21 protein-coding genes and 2 pseudogenes are annotated in these 13,488 nt (G+C 55.3%); 9 read left to right on the plus strand and 14 right to left on the minus strand.

All coding sequences use genetic code 11. The features are described 5' to 3' along the window. Positions 1 to 108 precede the first annotated feature (108 nt). The 3 genes from CSR02_RS15010 to CSR02_RS15020 form a co-directional block, all read right to left on the minus strand. Positions 109 to 336 carry a recombinase family protein gene (locus CSR02_RS15010; protein WP_099542219.1) on the minus strand — a complete coding sequence of 76 codons (228 nt, stop codon included), beginning with the start codon at positions 334 to 336 and terminating at the stop codon, positions 109 to 111. A 141-nt stretch (positions 337 to 477) separates the two neighbouring features. Further along, positions 478 to 1,587 (minus strand): 2-oxoglutarate and iron-dependent oxygenase domain-containing protein, encoded by a 1,110-nt coding sequence (locus CSR02_RS15015; protein ID WP_099542220.1) that lies wholly within the window; start codon positions 1,585 to 1,587, stop codon positions 478 to 480. Positions 1,588 to 1,977: 390 nt separating this feature from the next. Beyond that, positions 1,978 to 2,748, minus strand: coding sequence for a StbB (locus CSR02_RS15020; RefSeq protein ID WP_099542221.1), 771 nt, complete (start codon positions 2,746 to 2,748; stop codon positions 1,978 to 1,980). Between the two features lie 94 nt (positions 2,749 to 2,842). Here CSR02_RS15020 and CSR02_RS15025 point away from each other — a divergent pair, with 94 nt between their 5' ends. From CSR02_RS15025 to CSR02_RS15030, 3 genes are all read left to right on the plus strand, one after another. Continuing rightward, the gene (locus tag CSR02_RS15025) at positions 2,843 to 3,067 is read left to right on the plus strand and encodes a helix-turn-helix domain-containing protein (protein WP_099542222.1); all 225 of its coding nucleotides are present in this window, start codon (positions 2,843 to 2,845) and stop codon (positions 3,065 to 3,067) included. A gap of 37 nt (positions 3,068 to 3,104) precedes the next feature. Continuing rightward, positions 3,105 to 3,281 carry a hypothetical protein gene (locus CSR02_RS16695; protein WP_010511397.1) on the plus strand — a complete coding sequence of 59 codons (177 nt, stop codon included), beginning with the start codon at positions 3,105 to 3,107 and terminating at the stop codon, positions 3,279 to 3,281. A 77-nt stretch (positions 3,282 to 3,358) separates the two neighbouring features. Continuing rightward, positions 3,359 to 3,631, plus strand: a complete 273-nt coding sequence (locus CSR02_RS15030) for a HigA family addiction module antitoxin (protein ID WP_051672187.1) — start codon at positions 3,359 to 3,361, stop codon at positions 3,629 to 3,631. Between the two features lie 312 nt (positions 3,632 to 3,943). Here CSR02_RS15030 and CSR02_RS15035 read toward each other — a convergent pair whose 3' ends face one another. The 7 genes from CSR02_RS15035 to CSR02_RS15065 all read right to left on the minus strand — a co-directional run bounded on the left by CSR02_RS15035 (position 3,944) and on the right by CSR02_RS15065 (position 6,279). Then, a complete protein-coding gene (locus CSR02_RS15035; protein ID WP_099542223.1) occupies positions 3,944 to 4,207 on the minus strand; it encodes a BrnA antitoxin family protein in 264 nt (87 codons plus the stop codon). A 15-nt stretch (positions 4,208 to 4,222) separates the two neighbouring features. Further along, a complete protein-coding gene (locus tag CSR02_RS15040; protein ID WP_019088714.1) occupies positions 4,223 to 4,609 on the minus strand; it encodes a type II toxin-antitoxin system VapC family toxin in 387 nt (128 codons plus the stop codon). After that, positions 4,606 to 4,851, minus strand: a complete 246-nt coding sequence (locus CSR02_RS15045) for a type II toxin-antitoxin system Phd/YefM family antitoxin (RefSeq protein ID WP_006560453.1) — start codon at positions 4,849 to 4,851, stop codon at positions 4,606 to 4,608. Before CSR02_RS15045 ends, CSR02_RS15040 begins: the two co-directional genes overlap by 4 nt. Positions 4,852 to 4,978: 127 nt before the next feature. Further along, positions 4,979 to 5,374, minus strand: coding sequence for a type II toxin-antitoxin system death-on-curing family toxin (locus CSR02_RS15050; RefSeq protein ID WP_019088713.1), 396 nt, complete (start codon positions 5,372 to 5,374; stop codon positions 4,979 to 4,981). After that, positions 5,371 to 5,598, minus strand: coding sequence for an AbrB/MazE/SpoVT family DNA-binding domain-containing protein (locus CSR02_RS15055; RefSeq protein ID WP_019088712.1), 228 nt, complete (start codon positions 5,596 to 5,598; stop codon positions 5,371 to 5,373). Before CSR02_RS15055 ends, CSR02_RS15050 begins: the two co-directional genes overlap by 4 nt. A gap of 101 nt (positions 5,599 to 5,699) precedes the next feature. Continuing rightward, positions 5,700 to 6,107: a DUF2442 domain-containing protein gene (locus CSR02_RS15060; RefSeq protein WP_099542224.1), complete on the minus strand. Its 408-nt coding sequence runs from the start codon at positions 6,105 to 6,107 to the stop codon at positions 5,700 to 5,702. Then, positions 6,097 to 6,279, minus strand: a complete 183-nt coding sequence (locus CSR02_RS15065) for a DUF4160 domain-containing protein (RefSeq protein ID WP_306417293.1) — start codon at positions 6,277 to 6,279, stop codon at positions 6,097 to 6,099. Before CSR02_RS15065 ends, CSR02_RS15060 begins: the two co-directional genes overlap by 11 nt. A gap of 144 nt (positions 6,280 to 6,423) precedes the next feature. On the opposite strand from CSR02_RS15065, the gene CSR02_RS15070 reads away from it, so the two are divergent. Further along, on the plus strand, positions 6,424 to 6,615 hold the full coding sequence (locus CSR02_RS15070) for a hypothetical protein (RefSeq protein ID WP_099542226.1): 192 nt from the start codon (positions 6,424 to 6,426) through the stop codon (positions 6,613 to 6,615). 544 nt (positions 6,616 to 7,159) lie between these two features. Beyond that, positions 7,160 to 8,260 carry a replication initiator protein A gene (locus CSR02_RS15075; protein ID WP_099542227.1) on the plus strand — a complete coding sequence of 367 codons (1,101 nt, stop codon included), beginning with the start codon at positions 7,160 to 7,162 and terminating at the stop codon, positions 8,258 to 8,260. A 43-nt stretch (positions 8,261 to 8,303) separates the two neighbouring features. Here CSR02_RS15075 and CSR02_RS15080 read toward each other — a convergent pair whose 3' ends face one another. The 4 genes from CSR02_RS15080 to CSR02_RS15095 form a co-directional block, all read right to left on the minus strand. Next, positions 8,304 to 8,582 (minus strand): ribbon-helix-helix domain-containing protein, encoded by a 279-nt coding sequence (locus CSR02_RS15080; protein ID WP_238527069.1) that lies wholly within the window; start codon positions 8,580 to 8,582, stop codon positions 8,304 to 8,306. Next, positions 8,582 to 9,217, minus strand: a complete 636-nt coding sequence (locus CSR02_RS15085) for a ParA family protein (protein WP_006559416.1) — start codon at positions 9,215 to 9,217, stop codon at positions 8,582 to 8,584. Before CSR02_RS15085 ends, CSR02_RS15080 begins: the two co-directional genes overlap by 1 nt. 42 nt (positions 9,218 to 9,259) lie before the next feature. Beyond that, a complete protein-coding gene (locus CSR02_RS15090; protein WP_099542228.1) occupies positions 9,260 to 9,877 on the minus strand; it encodes a recombinase family protein in 618 nt (205 codons plus the stop codon). 147 nt (positions 9,878 to 10,024) lie between these two features. Next, a complete protein-coding gene (locus CSR02_RS15095; RefSeq protein ID WP_003630649.1) occupies positions 10,025 to 10,618 on the minus strand; it encodes a recombinase family protein in 594 nt (197 codons plus the stop codon). Positions 10,619 to 11,069: 451 nt separating this feature from the next. On the opposite strand from CSR02_RS15095, the pseudogene CSR02_RS17320 reads away from it, so the two are divergent. From CSR02_RS17320 to CSR02_RS15115, 4 genes and pseudogenes are all read left to right on the plus strand, one after another. After that, positions 11,070 to 11,498 (plus strand): annotated as a pseudogene (locus CSR02_RS17320) (DDE-type integrase/transposase/recombinase); the annotation flags it as partial. 330 nt (positions 11,499 to 11,828) lie between these two features. After that, positions 11,829 to 12,236, plus strand: coding sequence for a Mu transposase C-terminal domain-containing protein (locus CSR02_RS17325; protein ID WP_373319830.1), 408 nt, complete (start codon positions 11,829 to 11,831; stop codon positions 12,234 to 12,236). Beyond that, entirely contained in the window at positions 12,236 to 13,060 is an 825-nt protein-coding gene (locus CSR02_RS15105; RefSeq protein WP_099542230.1) for an AAA family ATPase, read from the plus strand. Before CSR02_RS17325 ends, CSR02_RS15105 begins: the two co-directional genes overlap by 1 nt. 249 nt (positions 13,061 to 13,309) lie before the next feature. Continuing rightward, positions 13,310 to 13,417: pseudogene (locus tag CSR02_RS15115) on the plus strand (IS481 family transposase); the annotation flags it as partial. Positions 13,418 to 13,488: the final 71 nt, after the last annotated feature.

The following is a 13,488-nucleotide window of genomic DNA, read 5'->3' on the forward strand; positions in this document are numbered from 1 at the left end:
TAAGAGCGCATCTGACCGGGTCTTCACGTTAAATCGGTATTCATCATCCAGCCGGTAGAATAATACGTTTTAGAAATGACATCGGGAGAACAATGTGAGGTATTGCGCTTAAACGGCCGTCCACATAAGAAGGTCGAGTTTCCAGACCACCAGCGTATCCCCTTCCTTGAGCCAGGCGAGGCACGTCTTGAGGCCAGGGCGATCGTCGCGGGCACCAGAGGCCTTGTCGGAATGAATGTGGCGTGCATCGACGCCAGCCGCGATCAGCGCATCGCGCTGGAGATCCACTGACTGGCGTTCGTCGGCTGAGGACACTCGCATATAACCGACCAGCATGTACGACAAACCTCATCAGAAGAGTTTCCGCACAGTAATGCAAAGCGACATGGTTTGTCGTGCGGTTTTTGCTACCTTGGCGGCTATCTTTTCCCGGCAAGAAAAAAATGACGGAAAACACCTGTTTCCCGTCATATACTCTCAGCAGCCAGCCTTAGCGTATATCTGTGCCCGTTCTATGTACCGACCCCGGTTAGGGCTGATGTTGAAGGCTTCCTTGCGGTCGGGCAGGGAAGTCGTATCAAGCCGTTCGACCCCCAGCCCCACATAGCCCCGGTTCTGGCCCACGCGGCTCATGGCCACGGCTTCCTTGGCGGCGGCGGGTTGGGTGAAGAACGTGTGCGAGGCCTCGAAGAGCTTTGCTATCGTATCGGGAGATACGCCGTGGCCGGTAATGTAGAAAAAGCCGGTCTCGCGGCAGGCCCTGCCGATGGCGCTGGCCACGGCCTCCCGCTCCGCACCGTTACCCTGGTGCAGGGGGGAAATGTCGATAACAGGGATGTCATGGGTCATGGGACTGCTCCTTTTTACCTCAGGACCGGGAGAAAACCGGTTATCCGCAGGCAGGCGTTCGGCGTCACCTGCCTGGATAGACGGGTTGGAATGAGTGCCCTGCTGGCGTATCTGGCGCGGGCTGAGGCCATGGAACTGCCTGATCTCACGCGACAGGTGGAAGGCAGATCCATAGCCCGTACTGTCCGCAATGCTGGTCAGTGACATGTCGGTATGCCGGATCAGGCGCAGCGCAGCCTGTGCACGCACGGCCCGCAGGTAGCGCATGGGCGTGGTGCCCTGATGCCGACGGAACAGGTCTATCAGGTAAGGTGGCGTAATGCCGGCCACAGCAGCCAGTGTTTCAAGGTCCGGCTTTTCGGCATAATGCAGATCGATATAGGATCTGGCCGCGAGAAGCGGCGCGGGCATGTGTCCGGCCATGCCTTCTCCCACCTCGATGCGCCATGCCGCGAACAGGGCCTCACCCAGGGCGTTGCGCAACATATCGAGGGCTGGCGAGACGTACGGACCACACCCGATCCCTTCCCGGAAAAGCGTGCGGATGCGCGGAGAGGCGCGGATCCGGTCACCCAGGAAATCCTGCTCTACAGGGGAAGGTGTCTCCAGCAGCGGCGTTTCACACCACTGAACCTGACTGCCTGGTGCATAGGTGGAACGCCGGCCAGTGGTGTTGATGAAGATGCCACACTCACCCGCATGAAGCTCCCGCCTGCCGCCATCGATCACGGTGCTCATGGTGCCAGTCTCCAGCAGGAGCAGACAGGCATAAGCGCGGCTGGTTACGCGGAATTCTCCCCCGTCGGGATAGGCTGTCTGCCCAAACGAGAAACTGGTGCCACGCCTGTTGAATGCCGATTTGCGAACTTCCGACAGAATGAACCCATCCCCATGTCACGCCTGTCCTGACCATAGTCGGGTTACCGATACGATAGAATGGCCGCAAACGTCGAAAACATGTCTGGAATTAAGATCTGCCCGCGATGGTCCCTCGCCCGGAGAGAGGCCGGGTTGCTGATCAGTGGGGAGGCCATGAAGGCATGGGTCGCCTGCCTCGCGACGGATAACCCCCTCCTCCTGCCAAAGCCATGGCAATAGAAGATCGCTCCGGGTCAATGAGGTGGTCTGTCAGGCTGCTGCAGCCATCCCTGGAGAGATATGGGCCATGAGACGGGCAAAGGTCTGTTTCAGCCGGGGTTCCACGCGTTCGGCCCTGGCGGCCAGAGCGGCATAGGATGCATAATTCTGCCGGTCTTCCAGCGTCGCGTGCCTGTCTCGTGCCTTCTGACGATAGAATTCGCAAGGCAGAAGCGACCTGAAGGAAGCCTGTTTCCTGAAGAAGTGGTTATAGATCTCGTCCTCTTCCACGAAGACATCCCAGAAAAAACGTGGAGCATCAGGCCCCTCGCAGATTTTCATCACGTCTTCGATCGGCGAGGACACTGTCCTGTCCTGCAGCCGGTTGGGAACCAGGATAATTTTCTGTCCGGAAATACCGCAGGCCCGGAGCTTCCGAACCGTCCAGATCATCCGCTGTATACTGTAGACCTCAGGCGTGAAGGGAATCAGGAAAACGTCGATATCTTCGTCAGCACCAGAAAAGCGCTTCATCTTCGTGCAAGTAGCCTCCAGGGCGGTCATATCGATATCGATGATGATGGGTCGGCCCTGATTCAGGGTGAGTTCCTCAAAAACTACCCCGAAGTCCCCATTCCGGACCAGCAGAAGGTTATCCGGGCTGAGGCCACCAGAAAAGTCGATCCGTTCCTTGACGCAGACCAGAAGGGGATTGAGGAGGAAAGGTGCCAGGAGATGAAAGGCAATGACGGTTTTTCCACACCCACCGGCAGCTGACAGGACGCAGATCCGTGGGGCAGAAACGGGGTGGCAGTCAGACATCTTGGCCTCTCTATATCCAGGGAAACGACATTGAATGGGCATTTACATACTATAGTTGATAAAAATATAGTATGTAAAACGCCAGCATGTCCTGATGGACATGAGACGCCTTGTGGGATGGAATTTTTCCCGCATCCGAAGGAATAAAGGCCTGACACAGGAACAGGTTGCCGAGCGGTCAGGCTTCAGCCAGCAATATCTCAGCGGCCTGGAAAAAGGGGCTCGCAATCCAACGGTCGTCACCCTTTATGAACTGGCCTGCGTGCTAGACATTTCTCCTGTTGAATTCCTCATGCCCGTTGAGGAAAGTGGCTCATAATCGTTGCAACAGGCCGCAGCCTGGAAAGGGAACGAACATGGCGACGGATACAAACCGGTTCGACCGCGACCGGGAAGCGGAAAAGGACGCAGCCACGCGTCAGGCACTGGCAGAAATTGCAGCGGGCCGTGTGGTCAGTGCGGAAGCGGCCATAGCCTGGATTGATAGCCTCGGCACCGATCACCCGCTCCCCATGCCAGAACCGGGCCAATAGGATGGTCCCATTCCAGCAGAAGGGGGAACGCTGATGCATAGGGCATTGCCCTCATCCAAGCCTCACGCCAGGAGATCATGATGCCCGGGGACAGGCACCGTTGCCCCACCCATCCGGGGGAATTGCTACGGCTGGACGTCATTCCTGCCGGCTTCAAGGAGACGTCAGAAATTGCACAGGCCCTTGGCATATCCTGTCCGCATCTCCACGAGATCCTGGCGACCCGAAAACCCATTACACCCGAACTGGCGGAACGACTGGGTCAACTGCTGGGCAATGGCCCTGATCTGTGGATCAGGATGCAGGCGGCCCATGATGACTGGCAGACCACGCACCCTGGCATTCCATAGATCGCGTGCTGGCTTAAGGGGGTAGGGTTTTCCAGCCCCTGTTTCCGCATGCCCGCACCAACGGTGCAATGGTGTATGAAGACCAGCTACGTATGGGTAGGAGCAATGTCGGTTTCGAGTATGTCCATGGGTCGTCGCAAGGGTAGCCGTTGGGTCGTGAAACAGTCGTTCCATCAGTGCGTCAAGGATAGGTATCCGGGTCGTTTATGAGTATTTGCGTGCAGACATGGGAACTTCCCCTCCATGACGCACGGAGTGATTCCCGGGCGTACCTACATCGCCCGATCTCCTCTGTTCTGGTCTGAATACGCTTTACCGCGCCTGTGCGACATCGGTCTCCAGCAGCATCCGCACATAGCGTGTGTAAGGGATGCCCTTTGCCTTCGCCCTGGCTTTCACGGCGTCCAGCAGGGACGCCGGCAGGCGCATGTTGAGGGTGGCCGCCTTGGGTTCGATCTCAAAGCGCATGGGCTTGAAACCGGACAGATCATATTGGGTTAGATCGGCGGTCGCGACGAAATCCTCGGCCGCTTCGTCACTGTGCAGCGAGGGCATGGACCTATTTTTGTAGCTCATACTGGTCGATCTCCTTCAGACGGCTTCGATCGGGCCTGGATAAGCCTTTACCAGCGGATCATGGGTCAGCAGAAGCACTCCTTCCACCGTGGCCTGTGCCACAAGGATCCGGTCAAAGGGATCCCGATGCACATCTGGCAGTTGTCCGACTGCCAAGGCGTGCTGGCTGGTGATCGGTAACTCCTCATAACCGTTTTCGATCAGACCGCGTCGCAGCAGATGAGGATCGACCTGGAAGTCTGCCCGTCCCAGCCCGGTCTTAATGGTGATCTCCCAGAGACTGGCCGCACTGAAGACCAGATCATTGCCCGGATCTTCCATCAGGGTTCTCGCCCGTGCTGACAGCTTATCTGGCTCTCCGGCTGCCCAGAGCAGCAGATGGGTATCCAGAAGAAGCCTCATGCCGGACCGTCGAACAGAGACACAATATCGTCCTGTCCCATGCGATCAAAATCTTCGGGCACCCGGATTTTTCCAGCAAGAAACCCCAGACGCCGTTGCTGTAACTCTTCAGGAGCCGTAATCGGGCTGACCCGCACCATCGGCCGGCCGGCTTTGGCAATGATGAAGCTTTCCCCTTTCATGGCCGCGTCAATCAGCCGGGACAGATGGGTCTTGGCTTCGTGGATGTTGACCGTGCGCATGGCGAAAGCCTCCTGAGTTTACTCAAAAAGAAGACTTAGCCATATTAGTCTGGTCCATCAAGACAAATGTCGCCAGAACCACCTCAGGAAACGAAAAAAGCACACTCATCGCGTTCCTCGTTTACCGTCATACCCTTTCGGATGCGACATTGGCGGTCAGGAATGCCGCATAGCCCAGTTCGTCCATCTGACCTGCCGCCAGCGCGAGAACCGCATTTGCTGCATCTTCCTGGGCTGCCGTGAAACGATAGCCGTTCAGTTCCAAAAACAGCACACCGAGCACAAAGCCCGTACGCTTGTTCCCGTCGATGAAAGGATGGTTTTTGACGATACCCGCCGTATAGACGGCCGCCAGATGCGCTGGATCCAGCGGATCCGCATAAGCCGCATGCTGCTGTGGCCGGGCAAGAGCAGATTTCAGAAGACCTGCATCCCGTACGCCGGAAGCGCCACCATGCAGCCCCAACAGCCGGTCATGCAGGATCAGGGCTTCGCGTTCGTCTATCCAGACGAAGACTGTCATTGCGCCAGAACATGCAGCGTATCACGGTAGCGCCGCATAATATCCTCAGCCTTTGTCATTTTGGTTTCGAAGTCAGGATCATAGGGTACGAGCCGATAGCCGCCGTCTGGTGCTTCGGTCAGATACAGGGGCGCGCCGTCCTGGGTGTTCAGCCGTGAGATCACTTCCTTGGGCAGCACGACCCCGAGTGAGTTTCCGAACTTTCGCACTTTCAGCTCGACCATAGTGAATCCCCCTAATGTTATTACTAATGTAATAACATTTTGTGGTTTCAGCAATCACCATGCTCACCGGCCTGTCTGCTCATAGTGGTAAGCAGTCTTTCTTACGCGACGTTCCTTGGCCGACCGCCTTTAGCACCATTCCGGCGTGCTGCCGCTGCCTTTTCCTGGCTGGCGGACGATCCGCCCACGCGTCCCATCTGTGCTGCCATCCAGCTTCGGGAACCGTAGATACCGTGGATCAGACCTTCGACCAGAACATCGGCGTCGAGACGGGGCCAGTGAAGGCCATTACCCAGCGGGGTGATCTCGATCTCGGCCAGATCATTCAGGGAAGCGTCCTGCAAATCTTGTAGCAGATCCACAGGCACGCTCATCTCAACACCGTTGGAGAGCGTGACGTGAAGAGCGCGGCGAGCACGGATAAACCGTGCGGAGACCGCATGAGGAATTGTCGCTCTATGAAGCGCGTCTGCTTCACGAGCGGCCTGATAGTTCATGTCATTCGCCATGTATCTTCTCCCATGCTTCAGCCAACATCTCAGCGTGGTCCTGCACGATGACAAGGGCTTCCTGTATGACCTTATCTTTCATGCCACCTGCCCATATCAGGCGGGCTTTCCTGCCAATTTCGATCACCGCTTCTCCATCCGCGTTTATAACGTGAACGTGCATTGGGCACATGATCTGCCGTGTAAATCACGACACGAAATTCATTGATGCGTAGAAGCGTCGGCATAATGCACAATATCCCTAACGCTTGGGTTTTTCAATTAGAACCATCCCGCCGAAGGTCAGGAGCAGAATATCTGGACGGACGAACAAGAAATGGCCAGCCTATCAATCCCCGGCAAGGCCCGCAGAGCGCCCTGGGAGGCCGCACAAAGCGTAATTCCCGTTACTGCCCACCAAACCAGCCACCACACACGGGAACGCCTGTACGGCCATCCTGTGGCGTCTGACGGGTATGTTGCAACACGTGAGCTGCTGAATGATCGCCTGAACACCGGTGTGTCTTGAGCAGATTACGGTCTTGCCCGGTTCTTCTGGTGTTGCAGGCGTTGGGCGAGCGCGGAGCGGGAGCCCCGTAGGGCGCCGAAGGCGCCGACGCGGGAGAGGAAGGTGCTGATGGAGAGACGATGCGGGAACGCATCGTCAGATTATGATTTCGCGCCGTAGGCGTGTCTGCTTAGCGCAGTCCTGAAAGGGCGAGCAGGGGGATGCCGGGTGGGAGATCGCGCGAAGCGCGATCGGGGTGGCCGTAGGCCGCGAGCCGGCGGGGGCGTAGCCCCCAAGAGGCGGTGCTTGGGTTCATTTGGCTGAAAATTACAGAGAATGAAAAGTTATCCACAGGCTTAGAGTGTTAATTTATGTGTTAAAAGTAGTGTTAAGGGTTTTCCACAAAAACGTAACTGACTGAAAATAAAATACAAAAACAATGTTTTGGGGCAGCTTGCGTCAACGAAACCCCGAATCTAGTGACTCCAGAACCCCGAATCTGCGTCAACGAAACCCCGAATCTAGCTCTTGCGTCAATGAAACCCCGAACCTAAACTGATCGTCAATGAAACCCCGAATCAAAGCAACCCGTCAACGAAACCCCGAACTGGCAATTACCGTCAGTGAAACCCCGAATGTTGATGGACGTTCCGTTCTACTTCCGGAACGATATCCGACACCAGATCTTTTTATTTGTGATGTCCTTGATGCCATCCCCAAAGATGATATGGCCTCGATGGAACATCCAATTTTCTCGCTTGCCACTAAACCTGATCGACGCATTTTCCGATATGAGCACAATGGCAATACAGTTGAGATCGTTCCGAGCGTCAAAGGGCTCGCGACGATCCATGACAAGGATATCCTTATCTATTGCATTTCGCAGCTTATCGCGAAAATGAATCAAGGTGAGCAGCCAAATCGAACTCTCCACCTTACCGCACGCGATTTATTGGTGTGGACCAACCGTCAAACCGATGGTGATGGCTATAAGCGGCTTCGGAGCGCATTTGAGCGCTTAGCAGGCACACGGATCACCACCAACATCAAAGCTGATGGAGAAGAAATCACCGAAGGCTTTGGCCTTATCAATGAATGGCGAATTATCCGTAAGACCAATTCCGGACAAATGTCCGAAATTAAGGTAACGCTATCCGAATGGCTATTCAGAATGATCGAAGGCCGAAGTGTACTGACATTACATCGCGATTATTTCCGTTTACGCAAACCACTTGAACGGAGAATATACGAACTTGCACGCAAGCATTGTGGCGCTCAGGAAAAATGGGTTGTTTCTATAGAAATTTTACAGAAAAAAACTGGGGCCAGTAGCCATATTCGCGTATTTCGCTCAATGCTCCGTGACTTGGCAATCAATAACCACTTGCCTGATTATGCTGTCGAAATAAACAGCAACACAGTTACTTTCCGTAATCGGGAAACGATGGACACCGTCAAGGTAATAGAGCCAAAGCTCCAGAAACCATTTGTCGATCCCGAGGGTTTCCATGACGCTAGAGGAGTTGCTCCAGGATATGATGTCTACGCACTCTATGATGAATGGGTGTCATGGTGGAATGATAGTGGACAACCAGAGTTGCAAAACCCCAGTGCCGCATTTGTTGGATTCTGCCGCAACCGACACAAACGCAACCCTATACGCTAGACACAGCCTACGTGTATAATTGCATACGTGTATAAATGTATACTTAACCGCTAACGATCCGGCTTCGTCCTTTCTTCACAAACAGATCGTCCAGTGCTTCTCCAAGCAAACCCTGAACCGTCGTTCCCTCTTCGGCCGCGATAATACGAAGCTGGGTGCTGACTTCAGGAGAAAAATGCCCACCGATCAACTTGGTCCCCTTCCGACCATTCAGCGTAGGTTTACGGGATGATATATCTGGCTTCAGGGAAGGGGCTGGCATTGCCTCACCACTACCTTTGGCGCGATCAAGCATCGCTTGTAGCGTATTGCTTTTCGCCATCACACTACCTCCCGATTTTTGTATAATTGTATATCTGTATACTCGTATAAACGCTTGATTTCGTTTGCTGCTGGCCCATGTGCTTCGAATTCCTGCACAGCCTGTCCCGCCGCCTGTGCACGGAAAAATGCCTTGCGGTTTCCTACTGTCACCGGACAGACCGTTGCTCCCAATTCGGTCACGGCCTTAATGGCATCCCCTGTCTCCTGCCCTTGGGGGGGCACAAAAGTTAAAACGACAGCGAACGCTTTACCGAGCTGACGAACCACATCCAATGTGTGTGTCATACTCATTGTATCGAACACGGCCGTCTTCGTCGGAATGAGAACGAAGTCAGCATGCCGCGCCGCTTCATAAGCTACATCACGCGCAACAGCAGCTCCGTCGATAATCACAAGATCAGTACCCGCATCCGCGCAGGCTTTGAGCATTGCAGGCAAACGTATCGGCTGAATTGAAGCCACAGCCGGTGTATCGAGCTGGCGTACGTCTTTCCAGAAAGAGGCTGTCGCCTGTGGGTCCAAATCAATAATAGCAACAACCTTACCCGCTTGCTCAGCCGCGACAGCGAGACAGGTTGCAAGCGTCGTTTTTCCGACACCGCCCTTCTGCGAAAGAACAGCAAGAACCTTCATGCTACACCTCTACACGTATAATCTTATACCTGTATACACTTTCTACGAGGGAAGAGAAGGCCTCATCTTATCTCTCTGCACAATGGCAGCAACAGTGTTCTTGTTGATTCCTAGATCACGGGCGATCCACCGATAACTCCGCTTTTCTGCCACCAGCGCCATAACCTTCGGAGCCAGACGATCAGACTTTGGCCGCTGTCCTTTCTGTCGGCCGAGAACCTTCCCGCGCGCCCTGGCAGCGGCCAGACCAGACTTCACCCGCTCGCTGATCAGATCCCGCTCGAACTCCGCAATCCCGGCCAGAACCGTCGCCAGCATTCGTCCATGTGGTGTCGCCAGATCAAACGTCATTCCCGTTATAGCAATCAGGGAAACACGATAGCTCTCCAGTTCCTGAAGCGTGGAGATGAGATCAATGGTCGAGCGCCCCCAGCGGGACAGCTCCGTCACCAGAATGGCGTCAATTTCACGAGCCTGGGCCAGTGCCATGACCTTTCGACGCTCGGCCCGATCCACCCGGACGCCAGATCCTGTCTCCATGAAGATGCCAGACACTTCATAGCCCGCGCGTTCGGCAAACCGCTTCAGCTCGTCTTTCTGGCGCACGCATGACTGATCGGCCGTAGAAACCCGACAATAGATGACCGCGCGCTGTCCCATTTGAACCCTCCCGGAAAAACCACCATGCAGCCCTTGATACACTGTAAATATCAGCGGTAAATGGCACTGAATTGCAGTGCTAATTGGCGTGCCTGGCTCGTATCGGAGCAATCGGGCGATACGTTGGACGGCTACGTTTTCCGTAGGTCATGCTGCCAGAACGGACGTAACAGGCTGACGCCCAAGTGTCCGATAAACGGTTGGTCGCGAGATCGAAAACAGATCAGCCAGGTCACTGATGGAATAGTCGCCAGTATCGTACATGCGGCGAAGTTCCTTCTGCTGCCGATCAGACAGCTTAGGCTTTTTTCCGCGTAGTTTGCCCTTGGCACGTGCGACTGCCATCCCTTCACGGGTCCGGAGCTTGATGAGGTCTGCCTCAAATTCGGCAAAGGTGGCGAGAATGTTGAAAAACAGTTTGCCCATTGGATCGGATGGGTCGTGGACACTGGTGCCAAGTTGGAGCTTCACGCCACGGGCGGCCAGACTATCTCCGATAGCGCGCGCGTCCGGCACGGATCGGGCTAGCCGGTCTAGCTTTGGCACCACCAGTGTATCCCCGCTGCGCACAGCCGCCAGCGCCTGATCGAGCCCTGGCCGATCCCGGTTCGTGCCGGTGAAGCCCTTATCGGTGTAGATCCGATCAGCAGAAACACCGAGCTTGAGCAGTTCCTGTTTCTGGACTGCAAGATCCTGTTTGTCTGTCGAGCAGCGGGCATAACCGATCAATATGTGTGTCATACGGGAAAGTGTAACGTATAAGGCCCCGTGACTGCAAATTATATGGTACCATTCATATGAGACTCAGCAACCGGCTGTTTCCCGTGGGTTGCGTGACCGGTGGGAGCAAGTCCGTTCAATGATCCTCTATCGGACAGGGGCGATCACCATGGCAGATGATCGAGTGCTAGGAACCGACAGCACCGAGGTAGCAATGCGTATGGCCGTGTTGCGACCATATCTGATTGATAACGTGCCGTTGACGAAAATTGCAGTGGATGCGGCCATCCCGATCCGCACAGTCCGGCGTTGGATTGCACGCTACCGCCTTTCCGGTCCCGCTGGTCTCATGCGTCCGACGCGACCTGATGCCGGTACGCGCACCTTTCCTAAGGAAATGGTCGAACTGATTGAGGGAATGGCACTTCTCAAGCCACAGTCATCTATTGCAACTATCCATCGGCGTATCGTTATGCTGGCCGCCGAGCAGGGATGGCGGAAACCATCCTATGGGAGCGTTCGGAGTATCGTGCGCGAAATCAATCCGGCAATACTGACCTTGGCACACGAAGGGAGTGCAGCCTTCCGGGACAAATATGAACTGGTGCATCGCCATCGGGCCTCTCGGCCCAATGCCACATGGCAGGCTGATCATACCCAGCTTGACATCCTGATCCTGGATGCTGGCGGCAAGGCAGCGCGGCCATGGCTGACGACGGTGATGGACGATTATTCGCGGGTGGTCGCCGGCTACATGGTGACGCTGGGCGCACCATCCGCGCTCAACACCTCGCTCGCACTCCGGCAAGCGATTTGGCGCAAGGCCGATCCGATGTGGCCGGTATGCGGCATCCCCGACGTTCTGCACGTCGATCACGGATCGGACTTCACCAGCCTTCATCTCGAACAGGCATCGGCTGACCTTCACTTCCGTCTGATCTACTCAGGCGTTGCCCGTCCGCAAGGTCGGGGCAAGATCGAGCGGTTGTTCCGCACCATCAATACCGAGTTGCTGCCGGAGCTTCCAGGCAACCTGCGGAACGGGAAACCGTCCTCGCCACCTCGCTTGTCCCTCGCCGAACTGGACGCCACGATCGGGGATTACATCGTCTCAACGTACAATACTCGACCACATAGCACGATCGGGGTGCCCCCCGCCAAAGCGTGGTGTGGCGATGGATGGCTGCCCCGTATGCCCGAGACCGTGGACGAACTGGATACGCTACTGGTCATGGTTGCTAGGCCCCGCACAGTTCATCGGGACGGCATTCGTTTCGAAGGACTGCGATACTTTGATCCGACACTCGCAGCCTATGTCGGCGAGCCCGTGATGATTCGTTACGATCCCCGCGATATGGGTGAGATCCGGATTTTTCACCGCAATACCTTTCTCTGCCGGGCCGTGAGTGCAGACCATGCCGGAGACAGCATCACCCTGAAAGACATACAGACTGCCCGCATAGCCCATCGTCGGCATCTACGAAACCAGATTGCAGAAAGAAAGGCCCGTGTAGCCGACTTTTTCCCCTCTCCTGTCTTTCGTCCCACTCAGCCAGCGGTGCCGGTAACATTGTCCGGCACTGAAGCCAAAGGACGGCAGAAAGGGAGACGTCTGCGCATTTACAGCGAGGGGGACTGATGCGGACAGCACGTACTACCAGCTTCATAGCGACCCAGGAGCATCGTCGCTTCAGTGAGTTTGCAGATGCCGTTCGCAAACATCGCTATATTGGCCTGTGTCATGGACCTGCCGGGGTCGGGAAGACGCTCTCTGCCCGTCGATACACCCATTGGCACGTAGTTGGGAAAACCTTGGAGGAATGGGGACCGCGCGGATCGGACCAAGCAAAGGTCAATGCTCACCTCGCAAAATCCCGAGCCATTTTCTTTACCCCCACGGTCAGTTGCAGCGTGCAGGAGTTGAGACATGACGTGCCAGCACTTATTGCCTGTGCCGAGATCTGCATCGATGATCATGTACGCCCTCATGTCCAAGGCCAAGTGAGGATCATCGACCACACGACCCGCTATATTGAACTGCTAATCGTCGATGAGGCGGAGCGGTTGAGCGTGACGGCGCTGGAATGGTTGCGTGACCTGTTCGATCGACAAGGTATCAGTCTTATCTTCATCGGTATGCCCGGGATTGACAAACGAATGGCGCGCTACCCACAACTTTTCAGTCGGGTGGGCTTTTCCCATCATTATAGACCCCTCCAAGATCAGGAACTGACATTTGTGCTGACAAGGCGTTGGCGCGATCTTGGTCTTTCACTCGACGATGTTGATTTTACCGACGCTCAGGCGGTCGCCGCGATCGTGCGACTGACTGGGGGTAATTTCCGACTGTTGCATCGTCTTTTTGTCCAGATCGAACGCATCATGCGCCTCAACGAGCTGACCGTTATTACTGAAGATGTGGTCGAGGCTGCCCGTAGTACCCTTGTGATCGGTGTCACTTAGCACTGACAGTGCCTGCCATCTATCGCTGATATTTACAATACACCGTGGCTCCGGATTGTCCCAATTAGACTATAGACTGTTTGGGTCAACCTAATTTGAATGGAAGAAATGGGGAGAATGCAGTCTGTCCGATTATGGAAGCAAGTCGGGAAAATACGGACATTCAAGGGCGTCACAACTGATTTATATTAGGTGTTTAGTCCCGGGGTTTGATGGTGTGATATTTTCACGAGAGTGGAAGGAAGCATTATGGGACAGATACGTCATGGGAGCGCCACGACCACGCACGCCGTGCGAGCAGCAATACAGCGATCGCAGGCTTCGCTCGCGGCGCTGAGCGAGGAGTTCGGGATCAACCTGAATTGCCCCGGGTTTTGTGGAGACGTTTTTTATCTGATTTAAGCGGCTAATGCATGTGATTTCTGTTG

The organism is Acetobacter pomorum (assembly GCF_002738225.1).
In the GTDB taxonomy this organism is placed as follows: Bacteria; Pseudomonadota; Alphaproteobacteria; order Acetobacterales; family Acetobacteraceae; genus Acetobacter; species Acetobacter pomorum.

What these genes read in the sequence shown, in the direction of transcription:
- CSR02_RS15010 (WP_099542219.1), bottom strand. Translation starts at nt 336, where the DNA reads ATGCTGGTCGGTTATATGCGAGTGTCCTCAGCCGACGAACGCCAGTCA.
- CSR02_RS15015 (WP_099542220.1), bottom strand. Translation starts at nt 1,587, where the DNA reads ATGAGCACCGTGATCGATGGCGGCAGGCGGGAGCTTCATGCGGGTGAG.
- CSR02_RS15020 (WP_099542221.1), bottom strand. Translation starts at nt 2,748, where the DNA reads ATGTCTGACTGCCACCCCGTTTCTGCCCCACGGATCTGCGTCCTGTCA.
- CSR02_RS15025 (WP_099542222.1), top strand. Translation starts at nt 2,843, where the DNA reads ATGGACATGAGACGCCTTGTGGGATGGAATTTTTCCCGCATCCGAAGG.
- CSR02_RS16695 (WP_010511397.1), top strand. Translation starts at nt 3,105, where the DNA reads ATGGCGACGGATACAAACCGGTTCGACCGCGACCGGGAAGCGGAAAAG.
- CSR02_RS15030 (WP_051672187.1), top strand. Translation starts at nt 3,359, where the DNA reads ATGATGCCCGGGGACAGGCACCGTTGCCCCACCCATCCGGGGGAATTG.
- CSR02_RS15035 (WP_099542223.1), bottom strand. Translation starts at nt 4,207, where the DNA reads ATGAGCTACAAAAATAGGTCCATGCCCTCGCTGCACAGTGACGAAGCG.
- CSR02_RS15040 (WP_019088714.1), bottom strand. Translation starts at nt 4,609, where the DNA reads ATGAGGCTTCTTCTGGATACCCATCTGCTGCTCTGGGCAGCCGGAGAG.
- CSR02_RS15045 (WP_006560453.1), bottom strand. Translation starts at nt 4,851, where the DNA reads ATGCGCACGGTCAACATCCACGAAGCCAAGACCCATCTGTCCCGGCTG.
- CSR02_RS15050 (WP_019088713.1), bottom strand. Translation starts at nt 5,374, where the DNA reads ATGACAGTCTTCGTCTGGATAGACGAACGCGAAGCCCTGATCCTGCAT.
- CSR02_RS15055 (WP_019088712.1), bottom strand. Translation starts at nt 5,598, where the DNA reads ATGGTCGAGCTGAAAGTGCGAAAGTTCGGAAACTCACTCGGGGTCGTG.
- CSR02_RS15060 (WP_099542224.1), bottom strand. Translation starts at nt 6,107, where the DNA reads ATGGCGAATGACATGAACTATCAGGCCGCTCGTGAAGCAGACGCGCTT.
- CSR02_RS15065 (WP_306417293.1), bottom strand. Translation starts at nt 6,279, where the DNA reads ATGTGCCCAATGCACGTTCACGTTATAAACGCGGATGGAGAAGCGGTG.
- CSR02_RS15070 (WP_099542226.1), top strand. Translation starts at nt 6,424, where the DNA reads ATGGCCAGCCTATCAATCCCCGGCAAGGCCCGCAGAGCGCCCTGGGAG.
- CSR02_RS15075 (WP_099542227.1), top strand. Translation starts at nt 7,160, where the DNA reads ATGAAACCCCGAATCAAAGCAACCCGTCAACGAAACCCCGAACTGGCA.
- CSR02_RS15080 (WP_238527069.1), bottom strand. Translation starts at nt 8,582, where the DNA reads ATGGCGAAAAGCAATACGCTACAAGCGATGCTTGATCGCGCCAAAGGT.
- CSR02_RS15085 (WP_006559416.1), bottom strand. Translation starts at nt 9,217, where the DNA reads ATGAAGGTTCTTGCTGTTCTTTCGCAGAAGGGCGGTGTCGGAAAAACG.
- CSR02_RS15090 (WP_099542228.1), bottom strand. Translation starts at nt 9,877, where the DNA reads ATGGGACAGCGCGCGGTCATCTATTGTCGGGTTTCTACGGCCGATCAG.
- CSR02_RS15095 (WP_003630649.1), bottom strand. Translation starts at nt 10,618, where the DNA reads ATGACACACATATTGATCGGTTATGCCCGCTGCTCGACAGACAAACAG.
- CSR02_RS17325 (WP_373319830.1), top strand. Translation starts at nt 11,829, where the DNA reads ATGGTTGCTAGGCCCCGCACAGTTCATCGGGACGGCATTCGTTTCGAA.
- CSR02_RS15105 (WP_099542230.1), top strand. Translation starts at nt 12,236, where the DNA reads ATGCGGACAGCACGTACTACCAGCTTCATAGCGACCCAGGAGCATCGT.